This window comes from Microbulbifer okhotskensis (assembly GCF_023895975.1).
Lineage (GTDB): Bacteria > Pseudomonadota > Gammaproteobacteria > Pseudomonadales > Cellvibrionaceae > Microbulbifer > Microbulbifer okhotskensis.
The window spans coordinates 18,908-41,985 of record NZ_JALBWM010000005.1; the positions used below are offsets into that span (position 1 = coordinate 18,908).

Below are 23,078 nucleotides of genomic sequence, written 5' to 3' on the forward strand. Positions count from 1 at the left end.
GTCGAATTATGTTATTACGACCTCGTCAAAAACTGTTTGTTGAGCGCAGCCTCGCTGCGCTTAATAAGCACCAGAATACATTGGGGGTGGCGCCTACGGGCGCCGGTAAAACCATTATGTTATCCGGTGTTACCGGTCAATGGCTGGAAAACGGAGATGCAAAAGCCTGTGTGCTAGCTCATCGAGATGAACTCACCTCACAAAATGCAGCCAAGTTCAGTCGTGTCAATCCGGCTATTTCGACGTCGATTTACGATGCCCAAGAAAAGTCATGGGCGGGGCAAGCAACCTTTGCCATGGTGCAAACATTAGGACGTGAATCAAACTTGAAGCTTATGCCAAAGTTAGATTTGTTAGTCATCGACGAAGCACATCATGCAGCCGCACCCACTTACCGACGCATTATTGATAGCGTTCGAGATAGTAATCCTGATGTGGCTATTTTTGGCGTAACGGCAACGCCTAATCGCGGTGACAACAAAGCATTACGTCCTGTTTTTAGTAACGTAAGTGACCAAATTACGCTTGCCGAATTAATTCAATCAGGGCATTTGGTTCCACCCCGAACTTACGTCGTTGATGTCGGTACTCAGAGTGAACTCTCACAGGTAAAACGAACCGCCGATGATTTCGATATGTCGGCAGTCGATGCCATTATGAACAAAGCGCCGATCACCGAAGCAGTAATTCGTCACTGGAAAGAAAAAGCTCATGATCGTTCTACCGTGGTCTTTTGCTCTACCATCCATCACGCCAAAAATGTGGCTGAGGCTTTCTCATCTTCTGGTGTGAATGCCGAGGTTATTCATGGTGAGCTATCAAGCGAGGCGCGCAAATCGGCACTGTCTCGTTTCGAATCCGGTGAGTCTCAAGTTGTTGTCAATGTAGCTGTGCTGACTGAAGGCTGGGATTACCCGCCGACCAGCTGTGTGATTTTACTCCGGCCAAGTTCCTATAAGTCAACTCTGATACAAATGATTGGGCGTGGCCTTAGAACCATCGATCCCAATGAGCACCCTGGTGTGGTGAAGAGTGATTGCGTGGTACTCGACTTTGGCACCAGCACCATGCTTCACGGTTCGTTAGAGCAAGATGTAAATTTGGATGGACATGAAGGCCATGGTGAGGCACCTCAGAAAGAGTGTCCCGACTGCGGAGCGATGGTGCCTGCGGCGGCAAAAGAATGCTCCTTATGTGGTCATGTTTGGGAGCGAACGGATACCGATGACAAAGTCGATTTAGCTGACTTTGTGATGTCTGAGATTGATCTGCTTAAACGCTCCTCGTTTCGTTGGTGTGATTTGTTCGGTGATGATGCGGCATTGATGGCAACAGGCTTTGAAGCGTGGGCCGGAGTGTTCTTCTTAGCCGGTCATTGGTTTGGCATGGGCGGAGGGAAAAAGCTCCCCGCACGTTTGTTGGCCATGGGTGAGCGAACTGTTTGCCTGGCAGCAGCTGATGATTGGTTGAATGATCATGAAACGGAAGATGCCGCGAGCAAATCCCGTAAATGGTTAAACCAGGCTGCAACTGCTCAGCAACTTCGATATTTACCACCGGCCTATCGACAGGACTTTGGATTAACTCGCTACCAAGCATCATGCCTATTGGCGTTCCAGTTTAATAAGCGTGATATCCAATCTCGAATTTTCAACAAAGTTGAAGGCGACGAGCAAGGACGCTCTAGTGTCGTGGGAGGCAGGAAGCCGGGAACGACAAGGGAGGCCGCTTGATGTGTATTACCGATGTTATATATGCCACAAACCGCCGCGCGGTTTCTGTTGGCTGGATCCAAATCGTTTTCAATCTTCTGAAAATAGGCGCGCGAGTTTTAAGCGCTTTTGTTCCAAGACCTGTCAGGACATTCACTACCAATTGCATCGCAAGGGGGTGGATGTGAACAGTGTCTCTCCTGCGCATCCCTGCTCCCGCGACATTAGTGCGTCCCGGCACGTCACCGATTTAGAACAAAAAGCCGCTGAGTCTGTTTTAGCTCCACTTGCAGATTATGTGATGGCCGTAGGCATGGAAAAAGACCTTGGCAGTTACAGCAAAGATGAAATTATTGGTTTGGTGGATACGGTCCTTGAATCTTATCACTGTACTTTGCAGGAGTTGTACAAAGACGAGGTGCCTTTCTGATGCTGGACTTTAATCATCAACCGACCTTGTCTGAAAAACTCACCGCTTTAATCGACAGTGCTTTGCAAACTGAGAACCAGGCACAAACGCCGCGCAATTATTTAGGCGCTTCTCGACTAGGCGTTGCTTGTGATCGAGCGCTTCAATATGAATTCACTAATACAGCCGTAGACGAAGGCAGAACATTTACGGGTCGCACTCTTCGCATATTTGCAGCCGGACATGTTTTCGAAGACTTAGCTATAAATTGGTTACGCCAAGCAGGGTTTGATCTTTATACCGAGACAATGTCAGGTGGTCAGTTTGGCTTTGCTGCCGTTGATGGCCGCTTGTGTGGTCATGTTGATGGCGTGCTCGCTGGAGGACCCGAATCAATCGGTAATAGTTATCCTGCGCTTTGGGAGTGTAAATCACTGAACGCAAAATCATGGAAGGATACGGTAAAACGTGGCGTCACACTTTCCAAGCCTGTTTATGCGGCACAAATTGCACTGTATCAGGCCTACATGGAAGAACAGATTCCTGGCATTGCCTCCAATCCCGCCTTGTTCACTGCCATCAATAAAGATACCGCCGAGTTGTACTTCGAGTGGGTGCCATTTAATGGTGAACTGGCTCAGCGTGCATCCGATCGAGGTGTGCGCGTCATTCAGTCAACTGATGCAGGAGAGCTGCTACCCAGAATCAGTAAAGATCCTGCCCATTACGAATGTAAGTTTTGCTCATGGCAAGACCGCTGCTGGCAAGGAGGTGCGTGATGGAAAAAGGTAGCGATAAAGTTGTGTGGCTTGATTTTAATGACGCCCCCGACCAAGGCGTTGTGCTCAAATCCAAGCATGATGCGCGTGAATTAAAACAGCGTCTATTGGATTCTCTTGAAAGCGTATTGATGTATTTGTTTCCGGTAGGAAAGCAACGCGGTAAACAATTTATTGTGGGTGATCTTGAAGGTAATCCCGGTAAGAGTTTAGTGGTTGAACTGGAAGGCTCACGCGCTGGCATGTGGATGGATTTTGCGAGCGGTGAAGGTGGCGATATTTTTGATGCTTGGGCGCGCGTGATGGGTATTGATGCTACGAATCGATTTCCAGAATTGGTTGAGTCCGTTGCGCAATGGTTAGGAATCTCGGATTCCCAAGTACAAAAATCTCACGCAGCCAAAAGTAATTCTGTGAGCTCAACCTCAATACCAAAACAGGTGCCGACTGATGAGTTAGGTCCAGCTACTGGAAAGTGGGATTACCGTGATAGCCAAGGAAAGCTGATAGCTTGTGTATATCGATATGATACTGCAGTGGGTAAAGAGTTTCGGCCGTGGGATGTCGGTTCTCGGTCAATGAAAGCGCCCGATCCCCGACCGCTGTATAACCAACCTCAGATACTCACGGCTAACCAGGTGGTTCTGGTTGAAGGTGAAAAAGCGGCCGATGCGTTGATTCGTGTAGGGATGATTGCGAGCACAGCAATGAACGGTGCCAATGCACCAGTCGCCAAAACGGACTGGGGTCCACTCAAAGATAAGCACGTTTTGGTGTGGCCGGACAACGATGAGGCTGGCCTTGAATATGCGCGAAAGGCATCAGAAGCAATTGCTAATGCAGGCGCAGCGTCGGTTGCTGTAATGCATATTCCAGAGGGAAAGCCAGATAAATGGGATGCCTATGACGCTGTTGCGGAAGGCTTGGATGCTTGGGCTTTCATAAGGACGACCGAACGAACCGTTATCAAAGATGCAACGCCAATCCCGATGCACTCATTGGGTGAGTTGTTGGCCGATACCTCACCTATGCCTGACGACTTGATTGCGCCGCGTGTTTTAACGCCCGGTGGAATGATCGTATTTGGTGGCGCTCCAAAGGTCGGTAAAAGTGATTTTCTGTTGTCATGGTTAACACACATGGCAGCAGGAGAACCTTTTCTTGAGCTGACCCCCTCCAGACCATTGCGCGTGTTTTATCTGCAGGCAGAGGTTCAATATCACTACTTGCGTGAACGGATACAGTCTATGGGCTTACCCGAACGTATTAGTCGTCGTGCGGCAAACAACTTGCTGGTAACACCTCAACTTCGTTTAGTGCTCAATGATCAAGGTGTTGAGCAAGTGATAGAGGCACTGCAACGAGCCGCTGCACAAGGTGGTGTCGATATTCTAGTGATCGACCCAATACGCAATGTCTTTGATGGCGGTCCAGAGGGAAATAGTGAGAACGACAACAATGCGATGTTGTTCTTTCTGCGCGAGCGAGTTGAACAACTGCGGGATGCGGTCAATCCGTTAGCGGGTATTATTCTGGCCCACCACACTAAGAAGATCAGTAAGAAACAAGTTGAGGAAGATCCCTTTCTGGCGTTATCAGGTGCAGGCAGCCTTCGTGGCTATTACACCACTGGCATGCTGTTGTACCGGCCAGATGAAACGCGCACCGATCGCACGCTGGTTTTCGAACTGCGAAATGGTCCCGGTCTGCCAGCAAAATGTGTCGACAAAAGCCAAGGCAAATGGATTGAGCTAGACGCTCATAGCGATCGACTGGTCAATCAAGACTATGGCGCCAAGCTCGATGCAGAGCGTCAGCGTAAACGCGATGTCATTGTGCAAATGATATTTGATGAGGCAGCTCAAGGTAGGGTCTATACCTCGAATCAGTTTGCAGAATCGTTCGAAGGCCAGGCTGGACTGGGCGCCAATAGAACCATCAATGAACGCATTGCAGTTCATGCCACTAAGGGGGACATAAAGTTTTTCCGCAATCCAGAGGACTACAGTTTGCCTGTGTTAACCCGCAGTAAATACGGCTACCTCTGTGTTGAAGGTATGACTGTTCCCGCTTCAGAAAACATTGATACCGATACAGGTGAGATCAAACAGGCTCACTTTGCAATCAAACCTACCCATTATAAATGTGCTCAAACCGGTGCGGTGCTCCCAGTCGAGAACCCGGATGTTTGGGTGTACCAGGAGGAAATTAGCCATGAATCATGATCATAATAACGCCTCAGATACGGCTGTTTGCAGTCTGCAATCTGAGTCAGTTTGCTGCAATCTGCAAACTACCCGCAAACTGAAAGTCAGCAATAACAAGGCATCCAGCCAGATTGCAGATTGCGGAGCCCAGATTGCGGATACCCCCTGCAATCTGAACACAAACCCAGATAACTCAAGGGGTGTAGAGATAAATCCAGATTGCACGCAAACCCCCTCTCTCTACGAGAGAGGAGAGTCCCCTAAAGGGGAGGCTCTCCATCTCGGCGAGAAAGAGATCATCAATCGAACGTTGCCAGTGGTGCTTTGCTTGGATCTGGGCACAACAACCGGATGGGCTATTCATTCCAAACAAGGCGTGATCACCAGCGGCACCATCAGTTTTAAAAACGATCGTTGGCAAGGTGGCGGCATGCGCTTTTTGAAGTTCAACCGTTTCTTGGATGAGCTAAACGTAAATGCCGGGCCTATTGGTATGGTGTTTTTTGAGGAAGTTCGTCGCCACATGGGTGTGGATGCTGCACACGCTTACGGTGGTTTTATGGCGCACCTGACTGCTTGGTGCGAGCAACAGGATATTGCTTACGAGGGTGTTCCGGTTGGAACAATCAAGCGCCACGCAACAGGAAAAGGTAATGCAAATAAAACCATGATGATTGATGCTGCTAGGAACCGAGGCCACCTACCTTCAGATGATAACGAGGCCGATGCATTAGCTTTGGTCTATTGGGCTATTGAGCAAAGGCTGGGAGAACAATCATGAATGAGTTTACGCCAGAACAAATCGCTCATCGGTTTGAGGAGTGTGTGTCAACGCTGCGTAAACTGCCTGGAGAGCGAAGTCTTGGCTATGTGAGCTATTGGCCTGAGATCAAATACGATCAAAGAGAGCTTGGCAGACAAGAGGTTCAACCGATTCGTTTACGTCCTACCCCAGATCAAATCACTCGCATGGAAGAAACGCTGTCATGGATCACGTTTGTCAATCATGGAGAGCGAAACCTAATCTGGTCGCGTGCCTATCGAACGCCGTGGCGAGTGATTTCGCGTGAGACTGGTTTCCCCAGAACGTCGGCACAGCGTTATTGGCAAGGGGCGTTAATAAAAATTGCCGAACACTTAGAGCGGAAAAGGGACTGAATATGGTAAAATCTCATACCTCGCATGGGCTGAAGCCCATATTTGTCCTGATTAATTGGGAATTTGATATGACAACAAAGCAAACGTGGATTGTGGTGACAAAAAGCCGGCCTCTCGAGGGTTGTGATATTGATATTGATGGGTGCGAATTTTATTTTGCTGATGCTTATGTTTCGCTGCCGGGCGAGATAGGTGGCGCTAAAGCTTTAAGCAGTGTTCTCGAAAAGGTTCAAAAAAAACTGGAAGATGATCGCTTTGAACTCGCAGAGGTGAAGATGTGTATGCAGTTCCTTCCTGAGGAATGGGTTGATCAGACCGATGGAGTATACCCAATGCATGAACTAGCCTCTTCCTCGCTCGATACTGATGATGTGATCCTAGGCGGGTATCGCTCTGAGGAAATACAAGAACTGTTTTTGTATCATCACAATGTCAAAGAGCTCGAAGCGGAATAGCTCAGGGAAATATATTTAAGAGAGGAAAAACTCATGCAAGATCGTTTTGGTGCAATGTCTCTTGGTGAAAGTCAGTACAATTTTAAGACAGATGTGGGTTTGATTTTTGGCAGACAACGGAAGGACCGTCAATATGTATTACGCACAACTATTCATTCGTTGTCAGTTTGGAAAACCAGAAACCCAGGTGTCAGTACTTCTCCATTCAAACTAAAAAATATGAACATTCAAAAGGATGCTGCGGTTATTGATAAAGAGGTTTGGGTATTTAATATCAATGGAACAGTTTCTCAGGATATTGTTGCATCCGTAAAATTGGCGAGCCAATATTACAAGGTATCTCCATCCGTAATACTTTCAGATATTTATGCAAAAAACTTAAATGTTGATAGAGAAAACGATATGTCTAACCAATCGTTAATTCGAGCCAATAAAGACCTATATTCAAATATATGTAAAACTATTATCCAAGCTGCGAGACAGCTCGGTATTTCTTCGGAAATAAATTTTTATGTTTTTAGTCGAAATGATAACAATAAGATTCCCGGTGAAGATCTTCATGAGGCTCTGACAGATGGTGGAGCAAAGCATACTAAAACAGATCAATACCGGTACAAGGTTGTGGCTGGAAGCAATGACAACTCTGAATTCATCACGCAAATGACAAACTTTCACATGGCTTCTATGAAGGCATAGTTATAGTGAATTCCATAGGTTTAATATATCGTGAAATACCAGTTTTGGATGTACCTGCCGAAATAGATGTACTATCGATTAACGATATATACAAAACTGTACGTCAGAATATCAAAACTCAATTCAGTGGCTGGAAATTAAAAGCAAACAATCTAAATGGCGAAGGGGCGAGAAGTTTTAACCGAAAATTGGGACGTTTTAAATCTGATTGGCTGGATTTCGAAATTATTGATTTTAATGTGCAGTCTGACTTTTACCCAAGTGACGATGACATTGATGAACTCAGATTGTTACAAGATACAGAGATTGCAGATTCTTCTGAATGGCGACAGAGCATCAAGGAACAAGTTGCCCAAGAAAAAACGTACTTACTTGTTGGTATGACCTCCTTGGTTGAACAAAGTCAATTTCGAGCATCAATGCTCAGTGCTGGCTTACCCTCCGATTGTTGGCCGTGTAAATTTCAGATTTTTGAATTTGTCGTAACCAATGCGCCACTCTGTCAATTTATCCGTTACAGGCCACATGTCATCGTTTAGAGCCAGGTAATAATAGTGTGTAACTGTAGCTTCTAACCAGCTAATACTTACGTCGGCTATTTAGGGGTAATGCCAAAACCCCCAGTGGGACAAAACCCCGTTTTTAGGCGAGAATACTTGCTAATCTCACGAGTGAACTGCACACAAGCCACGGCCATCACACCGTGGCTTAGTTATTTCTGGCCCCAGAAAAAAATGGGTCCTTCCTGGCCATCGAATCGATGCGGGTCGCAAGGCCGCCGCATTTCGCTAGCGACAGCCCATTAAACCGGGTTCGCAGGTTCGCGGTTCGCACCGCTATTTCCAAGGTAATCAAATGCAACTTAACGCTGTTGAAACGGTGGAGCACTGGTCGCTTCAACGTTTAATCCCCTATGCCAAAAATGCGAGAACACATGATGATACTCAGGTATCACAAATCGCGGGTTCTATTGCTGAGTTCGGATTTGTTAATCCAATTTTAGTGGGTGATGACAATGTCATTATCGCGGGACATGGTCGATTGATGGCTGCCCAGCAACTTGGATTAGATAGCGTGCCTGTCATCGTTTTACATCACCTGACAGAGTCTCAGCGTCGTGCGTTGGTTATTGCCGATAACAAAATTGCTGAAAATGCTGGATGGAATGATGAGCTATTAAAGCTCGAACTAGAAGAACTTGGCGACCTTGGTTTTGATCTCGATGTGATTGGTTTTTCAGATGAAGAATTGGACGAGCTATTAGGTGCCGATGATCAGGCAGGCGAAACTGACGAGGACGATATTCCAGAAGTGGAAGAAGAGCCGATAAGTCGCCCTGGTGATATTTGGGTCATGGGAAATCATCGCGTGTTGTGTGGCGACTCGACCAGCAAGCAAGATTTAGAAAAACTAATGAATGGTGAACTTGCCGACATGGCGTTCACAGACCCACCTTATAACGTGGACTATGGCAACAATGCCAAAGACAAAATGCGCGGTAAAGACCGACGCATTATGAATGACAACTTGGGTGATGATTTTTATCAGTTTTTAAAAGACTCATTAACCAATCTACTAAGTGTGACCAAAGGAGCGTGTTATGTAGCCATGTCATCCAGTGAGCTTGATACGCTGCAAAAAGCATTTCGTGATGCAGGTGGTAAATGGTCGACGTTTATTGTATGGGCAAAAAATACTTTCACGCTTGGGCGCTCAGATTATCAGCGTCAATACGAACCTATTTTATATGGATGGCGTGAAGGCAATGATCATTTTTGGTGTGGTGCGCGAGACCAAGGTGACGTTTGGTTTTTTAATAAGCCGGTAAAAAACGATCTTCACCCGACAATGAAACCTGTCGAGTTGGTTGAGCGAGCAGTTCGTAATTCGAGTAAAAGTCGAGATATTGTTTTAGATATATTTGGCGGCTCTGGTAGCACCCTAATCGCCAGTGAAAAAACAGGACGGGCTGCACGCTTAATTGAACTGGATCCAAAATACGTGGATGTTATTGTCAGGCGCTGGCAAGACTATTCTGGTGAACAGGCAATTCGTGAAAGTGACAAGATATCGTTTAATGACGTTGCCATTTCAACTCAATCGGTAGCGTCAGTAATTTAAAGCTTAAAACTGTGCCATTCACCCTGTTTAAATAGGTAGAGGTATTGAGCATCGCATGCCTTTGCCAATGCAAATAATTCTGGTTGGCTGCGAGTGATTCTGGGTTGGGTTTGATCCCAGGAATCGCCGCGATCCCGGTGGTAAGCACAAACTGTTTCGCCCTGCACAAAGGAAATATCGCCAAGAGCTATCAAATTCTCGGCGTGATATTCACTGTTGTGATGTTGTCTTAGCGTTGGACCTACGCCATTGTCGGTGTCGTATCCATCGTGATGGCAATAAATGGATTGATAAGTCACCTCGTCTTTTGTTGTGGCGATAAAGCAGCGAGTGCTCATAGCGCATCTCCTTGAATTTGATATCGGCGTTGTTGGTCGTCATCTTTGTATGAGGTAACAGTAAGGCCCAGTCGTTTTTTTAGGGTATTTGAAAACACTCCTCGAACGGTGTGTTTTTGCCAGCTAGTCTCCGTACAAATTTCTTCGATGCTGGCGCCTTCTGGGCGCTGCATTAGCGCGATCATTCGGGCTTGCTTAGTTCCCTCACGTAGAGTGACGGGTTGGCTAGGTTCCGTTTTTGTGGGCGCTGGTCGGCCTATAGCATCAAACCCTTGAGCATTGATGATGTAGCCATTTTCAAATTGAGTAATAAGCTCTCGCTTCAATAAACCTTGGATAACCCGAGGCTTAATACCCGCGTTGATGTTACTGGGTAATGGCTCTATGTTGTTGTCGAGCCGCTTGCTGGCGGCTTCAAGGATGGTGATTTGGGTATCGGTGAGTTTGGTCATGTTGTGCTCCTTATTCGGCATGTTCGCCTTCGTGAAAGGCTGAGTCGGTGATTTGTTTGAGGAGTTCGGCGTAGTGGCCCAGGTCGCCAACGTGACCCCAGTTGATTTCATCGGGGTGAGCGTTGAAGTGGTCATTGCTGAGTGCTTGTAAGCGCTCAAGGGCTGTGTCGATTTCAGACTTTCGAGCTAAAAAAGCGTCTAATGCGTTTTGTTTGTGAGCCATTTTGTTGTCTCCAAGTGCTGTTTTGATAAGCACATGAACGCTTCATTCAGCGGTCTTATCAACTCATTTGTGCTTATTAATTCGAATAAAAACAACAGGTTAAAAGATGGGCGTATCACTGCGGGCTTATGCCAAACATCGAGGGGTCTCAGATACCGCTGTGCGCAAAGCGATCAAGTCTGGCCGTATTCAAGCTGAGACTGATGGCACCATCGATATAGCTAAAGTCGACAAGCAATGGGATCGAAACACAGATCGCGCCCAACAGCGTAAATCACCAGGTGCAACTAAAGCAGTACCCAAAGCTGCGCTTGATGCGGTGGCGGACACATTAAGTGAAAGCGGCAATACGGCTGGTGGTACAACTTATATGCAAGCCCGAACAGCCAACGAAGTCCTTAAAGCCCAGACCAATAGAATCAAATTACAGCAACTGAAAAATGAGCTGGTGGATCGTGCTAAAGCGATCGCTCATGTGTTTCGTATTGCAAGAGCCGAGCGTGACGCTTGGCTAAGTTGGCCAGCAAGAGTATCTGCTCAAATGGCCGCAGAACTGGAGGTTGACCCGCACAAGATGCATGTCATGTTGGAGTCTTATGTCAGACAGCACTTATCCGAGCTTAGCGACATCCAACCAAAGGTCGATTGACGAACACGGACGTTCTAATGCCGTGGCGTCAGGGATGACGAGGAACGGTGATACTGAGTTTTACGACGGGGTAATAGAGCTCGAAAAAGCCTGGAATGAAGGTTTAAAGCCAGATCCCATGTTATTGGTGTCTGAATGGGCTGATCAGTTTCGTGTGCTATCCCCCAAATCGGCTGCTGAGCCAGGCCGCTGGCGTACTCAACGAACGCCTTATCTACAAGAAATTATGGATTGTTTGTCAGTATCTTCGCCGGTACAGCGCGTTGTGTTTATGAAAGGCGCGCAGGTTGGCGGCACAGAGGCTGGCAATAACTGGATCGGATATGTCATCCATATGGCTCCCGGCCCGATGATGGCAGTTTCGCCAACCGTCGAAATGGCAAAGCGTAATTCTCGTCAGCGTATCGATCCTCAACTTGAAGATGTGCCAGAGCTAAGGGCGCGTGTTGCGCCTGCGCGCAGCAGAGATTCAGGTAATACGGTGCTCTCAAAAGAGTTTCCTGGCGGTGTACTGGTCATGACTGGCGCAAACAGTGCTGTAGGCCTCCGATCCATGCCTGCTCGTTATCTGTTTATGGATGAGGTGGATGGTTATCCGGGCGATGTTGAAGGTGAAGGCGATCCGATATTGCTGGCCGAACGTCGAAGTGCAACCTTTGCACGCAGGAGAAAGGTGCTGCTCGTGAGTACGCCAACGCTCAAAAGTACATCGCGTATTCAGAGAGAATTTGAAAACTCAGATCAGCGTTATTTTTATGTGCCTTGTCCCTCATGCGGTCATTCACAGCCTTTGCGATTTTCCCAATTACGATGGGAAGAAGGCAAGCCTGAAAATGCCCAGTATTGTTGTGAGGATTGCGATTATTTAATTAGTGAACATCAAAAAACCGAGATGCTCAATCAAGGTTACTGGCAGGCAACCGCTGAAGGTGATGGTCAAACTCAAGGCTATCACTTGTCGTCACTCTATAGCCCTGTCGGTTGGTTTTCATGGGAAGACGCCGCCAGAATATTTGAAGGTGCTCAACAAAATCCGGATTTAATGAAAGGCTTTGTCAACACTGTTCTTGGTGAATCTTATGAAGAAGAATTCGAGGCGCCAGAATGGGAGCGTTTATATGAACGACGAGAGTCTTACATCATTGGTGTTGTTCCTGAAGGCGGTTTGTTTTTAACGGCCGGTGTTGATGTTCAGCGTGACCGCTTGGAATGTGAAATCGTCGCATGGGGGAGAAGCAAAGAATCATGGTCAATCGACTACTTAGTCTTAGATGGTGATACCGCTCTACCTGATGTATGGAAAAAACTCGATCAAGTGCTTAGCAAAGATTGGCCGCACGCTTTAGGTAGCTCGCTGCCAATTCGTGTGATGTGCGTTGATTCTGGTTACGCCACTCAGGATGTTTATGGGTGGGTGCGCAATTATCCTCAGGCAGTCTGGGGTGGCGCAGGCGCAAGAGCATCACAACCTAGAAGTGTCGTTGCCATAAAGGGACGAGATACAGAAACAGCATTAATCCAGAATGTCTCAAAAGCTGATACCGGTGGTAAACGCAGAGGGTTGAGGGTTTGGAATGTCAGTGGGCCAGTTGCCAAAGTTGAACTTTACCGTTGGCTCAAACTGCCGAGACCGACGGATGAGGAGCGGGCTTCGGGTGAATTATTTTCACCTGGGACTTGCCACTTTCCACAGTATGGAGAGGAATACTTCAAACAGCTCACAGCTGAGCGACGAATTATCCGTTTACACAAAGGCTTCCCAAAAGCCACATGGGAAAAAGACCCGACTCGAAATAATGAGGTTTTGGATTGCCGTGTGTATGCACGAGCAGCTGCAAGTATTTATGGTCTTGACCGATTTAAAGAGTTGCAGTGGAAGCGATTAGAAAATGCGCTGGGTGAAGTCAAACAAAAAGCACTAGTTCAAAGCGAAAGCGCTCAGCCAATTACAAAGAAAACAACTAAAGCGTTTCGACAACGATCGTCCGTCGTTGCCGATGACCCTTACCTCTAAGGTGTTTATGAATGATTTAACAATACTGCGGCAGCGACTCATTGATGCTGAATCTGCACTGCATCGCTTGATGATCGGTGAACTAGAAGTGACTGTGTCTGTTGGCGGTTATGGTGCCACCACTTATGCACAAGCCGATATCAACAAACTCACGGCTTACATTGCGAAGCTTAAGTCGGAAATAGCAGCAAAAGAGGGGCGCCCGCGACGTGGTCCTTTGTTTATGAAATTTTAAATTACTAATTAGAAAAGCTAATTGAGGCGCTATGACCAAACACATGATCTTGGGCCCAGATGGCTTACCACTAGCATCTGATACGGCTCACCGGGCGGCTTCATTGTCTGCGAGAGAGATGTCGAGCTGGCGCCCAATGGCTGGCTCACCAGATTCAGATTTGCTCGATGAACTGCCTACACTGGTTTCACGCTCTAGAGATCTGGCGAGAAACCATGGAGTAGCCTCAGGGGCAATTCAAACGCTGGTGGACAATGTCGTTGGGACTGGCTTACGCCTATCAGCGCTGCCTGACTATAAGGCACTAGGAAAAGACAAAGACTGGGCAGATAGCTGGTCGAGGAAAACAGAAGCTCTTTGGCGTAGCTGGGCTGATACCACTGAATGTGATGCATCTAAAAGTCTGACATTTAATGGTTTAACAACCCAAATGTTCCGCTCGGGCCTAATCAATGGTGAAGCACTTGCGTTGCCACTATGGCTTCCCAATAGAAGCCAGGCGTTTGCAACAACCATTCAGCTTATTGAGCCCGACCGTTTAGGAAACCCAAATGATCGAATCAGCGATGCCAATATTCGCGCTGGTATCGAGGTTGATTCTTATGGTGCGCCATTAGCTTACTGGATTGCCAAAACGCATCCGGGCGATCAACTACTGGGTGTCAGCAATAATGCTCAAGAGTATGAGCGCATTTCAGCTCGTACTCGTTTTGGTCGCCAGCGTGTTATTCATGTCCATGACAAAGAGCGAACCGGACAGAGCAGAGGCAAGCCAATATTTAGTAGCATCATGCCGTTATTTAAAATGCTTGATCACTACGAGCGTTCCGAAATGCAAGCGGCCGTTGTCAACGCAATGATCGCTGCTTTTATCGAAACGCCATTAGATGGTGAATCTATTAGTGAAATGTTTGGTGGGTCTGGTGAGGATTACATGGCTGCTCGAAATGAGTGGCAAGTAAAACTCCAAGGTGGTGCCGTTATTCCTATATTTCCAGGAGATAAAGTCGCGCCTTTTACCCCCAGTAGGCCTAATTCTGCTTACAGCAGTTTTGTAGAAAACATTCTTCGTCATATCGGTACTGGGTTGAACTTACCTTTCGAATTATTGATGAAGGATTTTTCGAAAACCAATTACTCCTCAGCACGCGCAGCATTGATGGAAGCGTGGCGATATTTTATTGGCCGACGTCATTGGCTAGCTACTTATTGGGCGAAGCCTGTTTATGAGCTCTGGTTAGAGGAAGCTATTAACAAAGGCATGATTGAGGCGCCGGGTTTTTATCAAAATAAGGCGCTGTGGTACCGATGCAAATGGATTGGTCCTGGGCGCGGTTGGATTGACCCTGTAAAAGAAGCTAAGGCTTCAAAGATACGGTTAGAAATTGGCCTTTCAACACTTGAAGATGAATGCGCCACCCAAGGTTTAGACTGGGAAGAAGTGCTCGAACAAAGAGCTCGAGAACAAACAAAAATGAGAGAGCTAGGTTTGAATACTGAAACGTCTCAATACGCTCCCCAGACTGCAGAGGAAAGTAAATGACAAATTTACAGGACAGGAAATTTGCACAGCCGAAGGCTGCCCGTCCGGGTGCAGCACATGGAGGTGCTGCATGAAGTTCTGGAATCATGCAGCTGGTGAGCCATGGGCAATTACCGAGTCTGCACTTAATAATATTTTAACGATTGCATCACGCCAAAACGAAAGCATCGAAGTGGTGTCTGCGAAGCTCGGTAGAGAATTAGACAATAGCTACGTAACTGAGATTCGTGAAGGTGCGGCGGTTATTCCTGTTGTGGGTCCTTTGTTTCGCTACGCAAATATATTTACTGCAATTAGTGGTGCATCTAGTTACGAGATTTTAGCAAAAGACTTTACCAGTGCTTTAGAAAATCCGGACGTCCATAGCATTATTCTAGATATCGATTCACCGGGCGGCGAAGTCAATGGTTGCGCTGAATTTGCCAGTATGATTTTCGAAGCTCGTGGCAAAAAACCAATCATTGCCTATGCCTCAGGTGATGCGGCTTCAGGTGCGTATTGGATTGCGTCAGCTTGCGATCAAATTATTGCATCAGAAACGTCCATGCTCGGGTCCATTGGTGTGGTAGCGGTTTATCGAGGAAGTAAAGATGAAAGCGTCTTAGAGATCGTGTCATCCCAAAGCCCATATAAACGATTAGATCCAAGCAGTAAGGATGGAAAATCACGACTGCAATCACGTATCGATGATTTAGCTACGGTATTTATTGAATCCATTGCAAAGCATCGTGGTGTCGACCCGCCAACGGTTATCAAAGACTTCGGTGGCGGTGATGTCTTTATCGGCAAGAATGCCATCAACTCAGGACTGGCCGATGATATCGGAAGCCTGGAACAAATTATCAATGAACATTCAAACAATCAGAACCCCGCCAAGTTGCGGGGTTCTTCTTTTCTAGCACTTGAGGACAGCACGATGACTGACAAAAACCACAAGACTGAGGCTTCTGAAGGGCAAGTCCTTAGTTTGGAATCATTAAAGGCCGACTATCCGCAGTTAGTTGAAGCCATTCAAACCGAAACTATAGCCTCTACGAATGATGAAGCATCCCAGCAAAGCGTTATAACAGAACGAGAACGTATTGGCGCCATCATATCTTCTGAGGCAGCCAAGGGGCGTGAACAGTTAGCTCAGCACCTGGCATTTTCTACGGATATGAGCGCAGATATGGCGCTGGCAACGCTAGATGCTTCACCGGTAAAAGCCGAAGCATCGGCTCCTGTTTCCAATACAGGTTTTGAACAAGTCATGGCATCAGTTGGCAACCCTGCCATTGAGCCAGATGCTCCAGAACAGGAAGGCGATGATGCCGATGCAGTGGCGAAGCGGATCGCTAAGTTTTCGCAAGGGGGTGCGGTATGAGCATGCCTGGGATTGCAGAAGGACTTAACGATCAAGGGAGCTATGCGCCAGATAATCTAATTGCAGGTGAATTTCCGCGAATAACTCGAGTTGTCACGATTACTGGTGGTGCCTCATTACCTGCTGGCGCTGTGCTAGGCAGGGTTGCAGCTAGTGGAGCCTATTTATTGAGTGACGCAGGAGCAAATGATGGATCAGAAGAACCGGATGCCTTGCTGGTCGAGCCGGTTGATGCCTCCGCTGGCGATACACAGGCCCATGTGTATTTAGCGGGTGAATTTAATGCGGCAGCTCTTACGTTTGGTCCGGGTCATTCAATAGCGTCTATTTCGATCGCTTTTCGAGAGCGATCTATTTTTCTACGAAACAATCAAGCTTAACCAGCAATAGGATATTCTCATGGATATATTTTCAACTCATGTGCTTAACCGAGTCGTCGAGCACTTGGATCGTCCAGCATCCTTTTTGCTGGATACATTTTTCGGTTCAATTCAAACAGAAGATAGCGAAGAAATTCACTTCGATATTGATAAATCAAAACCGCGATTAGTGCCATTTGTATCACCGCTTGTCCAGGGTAAGGTCATTGCTGCGGAAGGATTTGAAACACGTAGCTTTAAGCCTGCCTACGTGAAAGATAAGCGTCGCTTTGACCCTAGTGCTCCACTGAAGCGTTTGATTGGCGAAACCATTGGAGGGAATTTAAAGCCCATGGACCGCCGAGAGGCTGCATTAAATCGTGCGCTAACGAATCAAGTGGAAAACCTGACTCGCCGCGAAGAAGTGATGGCGGCCGAAGCGTTACGAACCGGAAAAATCACAGTAACCGGTGAAGACTACCCAACACAGATTATTGATTTTCAGCGTGATCCAGCACTGACTCAGGCACTGACAGGCGCGACTCGGTGGGGTGAACCTGACGTTAAAGTGTTAGATGACATTGAGGACTGGGCGGGCTTAGTACAAATCAAATCGGGTGCCGCCGCTCGTACCGTTGTTATGGACCCTTTGGCATGGCGAGTCTTCAAGGCTGATCCCAAAGTTGAGCGCTTGCTTGAACTCCGTCGTGGAACCTCCAGTACATTAATAGTCGACCCAATCCTCCGAGGGCAAGGTAACGACAAAGCGCGTTACGTAGGCTCCGTTGGTGATTTTGATTTCTGGGTCTATAACGACGCCTACGTCGATGATGATGGTGTTTCCAGAAATATGCTGCCGGAATATACGGTATTACTTGCCAGCCAAGGCTTGCTGGAAGGTACCCGGTGCTATGGCGTGATTCAAGATGAAAAAGCCAACTATCGGGCAAGCCGCTACTTCACCAAATCATGGTTGGAGGAAGATCCAGCTGTACGTTGGTTACTAATGCAGTCGGCCCCGTTGATTGTGCCCTACCGCCCTAACGCCACATTTTGTGCGACGGTTCGATAGGAGGTTTGGAATGCGAGTAACCACATTAACGACCCTTAGAACGGGTAAACCCGGTTCATTTGAGGCTGTAGCACCTGGTGAAACGATTGTACTTCCGGATACGGAAGCTCAATCACTAATAACGCGAGGTCTCGTTATCGCCAAGCATGAGGTCATAGATCAAGACAATGATCTCATCGATGCGATTTTAGATGCTATTGATGACTTACCCCAAGAAGCCTACGGTAAAGATGGTAAACCAAGCGTCAGATCAATCGAAGAAATTATAAGTCAGAGCGTTACAGCCGCCGATCGAGACAGAGCTTGGGAGACTTATCAGAGCCTGGTTCACGATGGACATTAAGACTCGATTCGCCAAAGCCATCGACAGTCAGTTTACTCACCTTGGGCGGGCGGCTGTTTACATAAAGTCGTTATCTGAACCACAAGACATCATCGTTATTGCCCGTCGTCCAGAACAACTCTTTGAATTGGGTGACGGGCATTTACATGCGGAAAATCCGCAATTGGAGTTTCGTGTGTCTGAAGTGAGTTCGCCTAGTCGTGGGGATGAAATTCATATCGATGGTCGTATCTATCGAATTGAATCTGAGCCTCGTCTGGATTTACACCAACTGGTTTGGGTAACTGACAGCTTGCCACTGATTGAATAGTTAGGAGTTGCCATGATGATCCTAAACATAACGCCATCACGACGGTTAAGCGATTGGCAGCAAGCATTAACTTCCAATGAAAAACAATTACAAGTCGCAGCAATGCGCGCTTTAAATAAAACAGCACGCTGGGCGAGAACGCAAGTGGCCAGTAAAACGGCAAAAGAGCTTTCGATTAAGGTAAGCGCCGTTCGTGAAGGTCTAGTGATGGTTCGAGCAAAACAGTCGAATCCTCAAAGTGTTGTTGGTTTATCAAAAAACTCCGGCGTCATTAAAGCCAAAGAGTTAGGTAGTGTTTCTCAAAATGCATCAGGGGTTCGTGCCGGACGTCGACAGTTTGATCGTGCATTTTTAGCCACTATGCCCAATGGGCATCAAGGTGTGTTTCGTCGCCGTGGAAAGGCTCGCTTGCCCATTCAAGAAGTCCAAATTGTGATAACGGGTAAGATGCAGCAAGCGATGGAAGATCTTTCCAACGGTCCTGCGATGAAGCAGTTTGAAGTGATTTTTGAGCGTGAACTGCGCTATCTACTGAGGGCTGCGTGAATGAATGTATTGAGCGTTTTATTTGAAGAAATTAAGCAAGGTCTATCAGAAATAGTCGGTATTCAACATTGCGGCGCTTTTCCTAAAAGGCGAGATGATATTAGGCTGCCAGCAATTCTGATTGATTTGGTTGAGCTAGAACCCGCTGATGATCCTGGGACAGATGAACTTGCCTTAATTAGCCATTGGGAAGCAAGAATCCTAGTATCCGATCAAATGAGCGAATCCGATCTTTGGGCTTTAGTTCAGGCCGCCATGTTGTGGTTGTTTAATCACTCGTGGCCAGAAACCAATATTGGTCGAGCTCGATTAAAGCAAGCAGGACCTGATCATTTTTCACCGGAATACCAAGGACACAGAATTTGGTTAATCGAATGGACTCAATCCGTTCGAGTGGGTGAAAACGTTTGGGATGGGAGCACTGTGGTTCCCAGTATTATTTCTATTGCCGGTCTGGATGCTGAGCGAAATGAATTAGAGGTATAGCCAATGATCGAATTTGAAATTACAGAATTGAATCGTCGGTTGGCCAATTTAATCGTATTGGGCAAAGTTGTTGAAGCCGACTACACATTAACCACTCCCAAACTAAAAATAAAAGCGGGTGATCTTAAAACGGCTTGGCTACCCATGCTAACTCAAAGAGCAGGTTCTGATTTAAGTTGGTGGCCTCTAGAGGTTGGCGAGCAAGTGGTTGTATTGTCACCGAGTGGAGAGTTAACGCAAGGAGTTGTATTGGGCGCAATTAATCAATTGGCGTTCCCTTCTATTGGTAATAGCGCAGATAGTCACAAGCAAGTTTACGCAGATGGCGCAGTAATTGAATATAACCGCAAGTCCCATCACTTATCAGCCACGTTACCTTCGGGCGCGACCACAACATTAGTATCAGATGGTGGCGTGAATATTACGGGTGATGTTGTCGTCACAGGCAATATCACCGCATCAAAAGATATCACAGATAAAACACGCTCCATGCAGGCTGACAGAGATATCTTTAATGCCCACACCCACAGTGGTGTGCGCACCGGCCCTGCAACCACCGCCATCCCAAATCAGTCACAGTAAGAAATTATGCAAGGTATGAATAGAAACACTGGAAGAAAACTTTCAGGTGTTGATCACTTGCGCCAATCCATTGTTGATATTTTAACAACACCTATTGGCTCGCGTGTTATGCGACGAGATTACGGGTCTCGTCTATATCAGCTGGTGGATGCACCCATAAATCGAGCGTTATTCGTAGAGGTTTATGCAGCCACTGCTGAAGCGTTGGTGAAGTGGGAGCCGCGATTTCAGTTAAGTCGTGTGCAAGTTGAATCTGTTAAGCCAGGTCAAATCTCAATTGCATTGGAAGGATTATACCTTCCAGAAAACAGGAGCTTATCGCTTGAAGGTGTATTGCTATGAGCGGATTTAGTGCGATTGATCTCACCAAACTGAATGCCCCCGATATTATCGAAACGTTGGATTTTGAGGGTGTCTTTAATGAGATGGTCGCTGAATTAAAAAGCCGTGATGATGGGTTTAGTGCGCTGCTTGAAAGCGATCCCATTATTAAGGTCTTGGAGGTGGCCGCTTATCGAGAGGTCCTTCTTCGTGCCCGTATTAACGATGCCAGCAAAGCGGTCATGCTGGCTTATGCCAAAACCTCTGATTTAGATAATCTTGCAGCGTACTTTGGTGTACAACGGCAACTCATTGATCCGGGTGATGAAAATGCAGTACCACCGATCCCACCCTCTTATGAAAGTGATGATCGTCTAAGGAAGCGAACTCAACTTAGCCTTGAAGGGCACAGCACCGCAGGGCCCATCGGCAGTTATATTTTTCATGCCTTGGCGGCTAGCCCATTAGTGAAAGATGTTGATGTGGCGAGTCCAGACCCCGGTGAAGTAATTGTGACAATTCTTTCAACGTTGGACGTTGGTGTTCCGAACGATTTGCTCATATCTCTAGTCGCAGAGCGTCTAAATGCAAAAGACGTTAGACCTTTGACCGATAACGTTGCAGTTAAAAAAGCGAGCATTGTTTTTTATCAGGTAGAAGCTGACCTCATTTTGTATGAAGGTCCCGACGGAGAAGTCGTGAGAAAAACGGCTCTCGAAAAAGTCGATGAGTATGTTCGTCAGCATCATCTGCTGGGTAATGACATTACTTTGTCAGGGCTATATGCAGCTCTACATCAAGAAGGCGTACAGCGTGTGGTTTTGAAAAAACCCTTGGCTGATCTAATTGTGCCTGCCGATAAGGCCGCATGGTGCGATCAGATTTTGGTGTCAGTGGGTGGCCGGGATGAGTAACAACCAGAAAAGCCTATTGCCATTCAACGCCACTAAACAAGAGCGTGATCTTGAATCCACGCTTTTGCGAACGGCCATACTACCAGTAAATATTGCAACGGTATGGGATCCTCATGCATGCCCAGTTGAACGACTGCCTTGGCTTGCTTGGGCGTTATCTGTCGATACCTGGGATAGTGAGTGGCCAGAAAGCACAAAGCGCTCACTGATTGCTAATAGCGTACAAATTCATAAAACCAAAGGCACCGTTTCAGCTATTGAAAGAGTGATGAATGTTTTGGGTGTTTCCGCAGAGCTTCACGAATGGTTTGATTACGGTGGAGCGCCACATACATTTAGGTTAACGGCATGGGCAAATGCGAATTTAAGTAACAGCACTAATAGGGAACAGGAAGACGTCATCCTAAGCCCTCTTTTATATCGAACGTTGCAGAGCTCAGTTGATAACGTTAAACCCGTTAGGAGCCACTACGATTTCCGCGTCGGCGCAAAGTTTGGTTCGGAACTGGGGTTGTCAGCACACGCGACCTCATCTGCATTGATACAAATAGTTTCTGACCTTGAGTTATCCATTGGCTTTATAGCGGTGCCAACTCTCTTTGCATCAAGATTTAAAAATGTGGCGCATTTGCGTGTCACTATGGAGTTTTCATGAGTGTTTCTTTAGCGCCGGTTATTACCTCAGTGGGTTTGCAGGCAGTATTAAACGCGACAAATGATGGTGTGCAAGCGCGCATCAGCCATGTCGCTTTAGGTGATTTTGGTTGGTCACCTACAAATTCGGCCACAAATTTACGACGAGAGCAAAACCGTATTGTTGTGGCTGACGGAACACGAATTCAGCCGACACAATTGCATATCACCGCAGTAGAAAATGGCAGCAAAGAATACTGGGTGCGTGAGGTTGGATTTATTCTGGATGATGGCACTTTGTTTGCGGTTTGGAGCCATCCGACTCAGGCGCTGGCTTGGAAAGCTGCAGATGTCGATTTGCTCTTAGCCTTTGATATGTTACTCAGCGCTCTACCGGCTGATAGTGTGACGATTGATGGTACCGGCGGAGTCAACCTAGCGCCTGCGACACAAACCAAAGAAGGACTTGTGCGGATAGCGACGAGCCAAGAAGCCATTGCCGGAAGCCTAAACTCAGCTGTGGTTATGAGCCCAGCGGATAGTCGAGCTCATGGTGATGCTCGATATTCACGACTCAACCACCGACACCCTTGGTCCGAAATCGATGGTAAACCTGCGACGTACCCTGCGTCCTCACACTCTCATAGTTGGAATTCAATCACGTCAAAACCGAGTACGTTTCCTGCGAGTAGTCACAGCCATAGTTGGTTCAGTATTACAAGTAAACCAAGTACGTTCACACCCAGTTCGCACAACCACAGTTGGTCTTCGATTACGGGGAAGCCGAGTACATTCCCTCCGTCCTCGCACAACCATGACGGACGATACATTGAAATTGCAGATTTCCGAATCACTTCTGGATTCGTTGGAACACAAAACCGATTTTCTCAATCGAATTGGGCAGGCTATAACGACTTCACACGAAACTATGCCGATATTTTCCCGCCTGCTGGTTATACCATGGCTAATTTACAAGGTTTTTTTGCAAGTTTAGCGGTGGTTTATTTTGGCGGTGATGTTAATCAGGATGACAAGCTCTATGTCAGGTGGCAAAACGAAGGCGATAAGATGAGGGTCATTTGCGCGAATTCAGAAAATACTACCGATAGTTCCGGTGCGGCTTCCTATATCAACTATCAAGCAATCTGGAGGCGATAG

Annotated in this window: 29 protein-coding genes; 26 read left to right on the forward strand and 3 right to left on the reverse strand. The window is 47.0% G+C overall.

The window, feature by feature from the left end:
• The first annotated feature begins 8 nt into the window (after nt 1-8).
• From MO867_RS02015 to MO867_RS02060, 10 genes are all read left to right on the forward strand, one after another.
• Nucleotides 9-1,733, forward strand: a complete 1,725-nt coding sequence (locus MO867_RS02015; protein ID WP_252464275.1) for a DEAD/DEAH box helicase — start codon at nt 9-11, stop codon at nt 1,731-1,733.
• 163 nt (nt 1,734-1,896) lie between these two features.
• Nucleotides 1,897-2,142, forward strand: coding sequence for a DUF6511 domain-containing protein (locus MO867_RS02020; RefSeq protein ID WP_252464276.1), 246 nt, complete (start codon nt 1,897-1,899; stop codon nt 2,140-2,142).
• Nucleotides 2,142-2,900, forward strand: a complete 759-nt coding sequence (locus tag MO867_RS02025; protein WP_252464277.1) for a hypothetical protein — start codon at nt 2,142-2,144, stop codon at nt 2,898-2,900. The genes MO867_RS02020 and MO867_RS02025 overlap by 1 nt, the downstream gene beginning before the upstream one ends.
• Nucleotides 2,900-5,125, forward strand: a complete 2,226-nt coding sequence (locus tag MO867_RS02030) for an AAA family ATPase (RefSeq protein ID WP_252464278.1) — start codon at nt 2,900-2,902, stop codon at nt 5,123-5,125. The genes MO867_RS02025 and MO867_RS02030 overlap by 1 nt, the downstream gene beginning before the upstream one ends.
• Nucleotides 5,115-5,888, forward strand: a complete 774-nt coding sequence (locus tag MO867_RS02035; RefSeq protein WP_252464279.1) for a crossover junction endodeoxyribonuclease RuvC — start codon at nt 5,115-5,117, stop codon at nt 5,886-5,888. The genes MO867_RS02030 and MO867_RS02035 overlap by 11 nt, the downstream gene beginning before the upstream one ends.
• Nucleotides 5,885-6,265, forward strand: coding sequence for a DUF6362 family protein (locus tag MO867_RS02040; RefSeq protein WP_252464280.1), 381 nt, complete (start codon nt 5,885-5,887; stop codon nt 6,263-6,265). The genes MO867_RS02035 and MO867_RS02040 overlap by 4 nt, the downstream gene beginning before the upstream one ends.
• A gap of 68 nt (nt 6,266-6,333) precedes the next feature.
• The gene (locus tag MO867_RS02045) at nt 6,334-6,720 is read left to right on the forward strand and encodes a hypothetical protein (RefSeq protein ID WP_252464281.1); all 387 of its coding nucleotides are present in this window, start codon (nt 6,334-6,336) and stop codon (nt 6,718-6,720) included.
• Between the two features lie 33 nt (nt 6,721-6,753).
• On the forward strand, nt 6,754-7,416 hold the full coding sequence (locus MO867_RS02050; RefSeq protein WP_252464282.1) for a hypothetical protein: 663 nt from the start codon (nt 6,754-6,756) through the stop codon (nt 7,414-7,416).
• 5 nt (nt 7,417-7,421) lie between these two features.
• Nucleotides 7,422-7,955, forward strand: coding sequence for a hypothetical protein (locus MO867_RS02055; RefSeq protein WP_252464283.1), 534 nt, complete (start codon nt 7,422-7,424; stop codon nt 7,953-7,955).
• A 316-nt stretch (nt 7,956-8,271) separates the two neighbouring features.
• Complete coding sequence (locus MO867_RS02060) at nt 8,272-9,537, forward strand: site-specific DNA-methyltransferase (RefSeq protein ID WP_252464284.1); 1,266 nt, start codon at nt 8,272-8,274, stop codon at nt 9,535-9,537.
• Here MO867_RS02060 and MO867_RS02065 read toward each other — a convergent pair.
• From MO867_RS02065 to MO867_RS02075, 3 genes are read right to left on the reverse strand one after another with little or no spacing between them, the layout of a single operon-like run.
• Nucleotides 9,534-9,875 (reverse strand): hypothetical protein, encoded by a 342-nt coding sequence (locus MO867_RS02065; RefSeq protein WP_252464285.1) that lies wholly within the window; start codon nt 9,873-9,875, stop codon nt 9,534-9,536. The genes MO867_RS02060 and MO867_RS02065 overlap by 4 nt on opposite strands.
• Nucleotides 9,872-10,327: a DUF3489 domain-containing protein gene (locus tag MO867_RS02070; protein ID WP_252464286.1), complete on the reverse strand. Its 456-nt coding sequence runs from the start codon at nt 10,325-10,327 to the stop codon at nt 9,872-9,874. The genes MO867_RS02065 and MO867_RS02070 overlap by 4 nt, the downstream gene beginning before the upstream one ends.
• 10 nt (nt 10,328-10,337) lie before the next feature.
• The gene (locus MO867_RS02075; RefSeq protein WP_252464287.1) at nt 10,338-10,550 is read right to left on the reverse strand and encodes a hypothetical protein; all 213 of its coding nucleotides are present in this window, start codon (nt 10,548-10,550) and stop codon (nt 10,338-10,340) included.
• Nucleotides 10,551-10,656: 106 nt separating this feature from the next.
• Between MO867_RS02075 and MO867_RS02080 the strand changes: the two genes are divergently transcribed.
• From MO867_RS02080 to MO867_RS02155, 16 genes are all read left to right on the forward strand, one after another.
• On the forward strand, nt 10,657-11,199 hold the full coding sequence (locus MO867_RS02080) for an elements of external origin (RefSeq protein ID WP_252464288.1): 543 nt from the start codon (nt 10,657-10,659) through the stop codon (nt 11,197-11,199).
• On the forward strand, nt 11,147-13,213 hold the full coding sequence (locus tag MO867_RS02085; protein ID WP_252464289.1) for a phage terminase large subunit family protein: 2,067 nt from the start codon (nt 11,147-11,149) through the stop codon (nt 13,211-13,213). The genes MO867_RS02080 and MO867_RS02085 overlap by 53 nt, the downstream gene beginning before the upstream one ends.
• Nucleotides 13,214-13,220: 7 nt before the next feature.
• Nucleotides 13,221-13,448 carry a gpW family head-tail joining protein gene (gpW, locus tag MO867_RS02090; protein ID WP_252464290.1) on the forward strand — a complete coding sequence of 76 codons (228 nt, stop codon included), beginning with the start codon at nt 13,221-13,223 and terminating at the stop codon, nt 13,446-13,448.
• Between the two features lie 118 nt (nt 13,449-13,566).
• A complete protein-coding gene (locus tag MO867_RS02095; protein WP_256473704.1) occupies nt 13,567-14,991 on the forward strand; it encodes a phage portal protein in 1,425 nt (474 codons plus the stop codon).
• Nucleotides 14,992-15,061: 70 nt separating this feature from the next.
• The gene (locus tag MO867_RS02100) at nt 15,062-16,354 is read left to right on the forward strand and encodes a S49 family peptidase (protein WP_252464292.1); all 1,293 of its coding nucleotides are present in this window, start codon (nt 15,062-15,064) and stop codon (nt 16,352-16,354) included.
• Nucleotides 16,351-16,734: a head decoration protein gene (locus tag MO867_RS02105; RefSeq protein WP_252464293.1), complete on the forward strand. Its 384-nt coding sequence runs from the start codon at nt 16,351-16,353 to the stop codon at nt 16,732-16,734. The genes MO867_RS02100 and MO867_RS02105 overlap by 4 nt, the downstream gene beginning before the upstream one ends.
• A 19-nt stretch (nt 16,735-16,753) precedes the next feature.
• Nucleotides 16,754-17,785 (forward strand): major capsid protein, encoded by a 1,032-nt coding sequence (locus MO867_RS02110; protein WP_252464294.1) that lies wholly within the window; start codon nt 16,754-16,756, stop codon nt 17,783-17,785.
• 10 nt (nt 17,786-17,795) lie between these two features.
• Nucleotides 17,796-18,128, forward strand: a complete 333-nt coding sequence (locus MO867_RS02115; RefSeq protein WP_252464295.1) for a hypothetical protein — start codon at nt 17,796-17,798, stop codon at nt 18,126-18,128.
• Nucleotides 18,118-18,438: a head-tail joining protein gene (locus MO867_RS02120; RefSeq protein ID WP_252464296.1), complete on the forward strand. Its 321-nt coding sequence runs from the start codon at nt 18,118-18,120 to the stop codon at nt 18,436-18,438. The genes MO867_RS02115 and MO867_RS02120 overlap by 11 nt, the downstream gene beginning before the upstream one ends.
• Nucleotides 18,439-18,450: 12 nt before the next feature.
• Complete coding sequence (locus MO867_RS02125) at nt 18,451-18,984, forward strand: phage tail protein (RefSeq protein ID WP_252464297.1); 534 nt, start codon at nt 18,451-18,453, stop codon at nt 18,982-18,984.
• Nucleotides 18,985-19,470 carry a hypothetical protein gene (locus MO867_RS02130; RefSeq protein WP_252464298.1) on the forward strand — a complete coding sequence of 162 codons (486 nt, stop codon included), beginning with the start codon at nt 18,985-18,987 and terminating at the stop codon, nt 19,468-19,470.
• 3 nt (nt 19,471-19,473) lie between these two features.
• The gene (locus MO867_RS02135) at nt 19,474-20,052 is read left to right on the forward strand and encodes a phage baseplate assembly protein V (RefSeq protein WP_252464299.1); all 579 of its coding nucleotides are present in this window, start codon (nt 19,474-19,476) and stop codon (nt 20,050-20,052) included.
• Nucleotides 20,053-20,067: 15 nt separating this feature from the next.
• On the forward strand, nt 20,068-20,394 hold the full coding sequence (locus tag MO867_RS02140; protein ID WP_252464300.1) for a GPW/gp25 family protein: 327 nt from the start codon (nt 20,068-20,070) through the stop codon (nt 20,392-20,394).
• Complete coding sequence (locus tag MO867_RS02145; protein ID WP_252464301.1) at nt 20,391-21,287, forward strand: baseplate assembly protein; 897 nt, start codon at nt 20,391-20,393, stop codon at nt 21,285-21,287. Before MO867_RS02140 ends, MO867_RS02145 begins: the two co-directional genes overlap by 4 nt.
• Entirely contained in the window at nt 21,280-21,942 is a 663-nt protein-coding gene (locus MO867_RS02150) for a phage tail protein I (RefSeq protein ID WP_252464302.1), read from the forward strand. Before MO867_RS02145 ends, MO867_RS02150 begins: the two co-directional genes overlap by 8 nt.
• Complete coding sequence (locus MO867_RS02155; protein WP_252464303.1) at nt 21,939-23,078, forward strand: phage tail-collar fiber domain-containing protein; 1,140 nt, start codon at nt 21,939-21,941, stop codon at nt 23,076-23,078. The genes MO867_RS02150 and MO867_RS02155 overlap by 4 nt, the downstream gene beginning before the upstream one ends.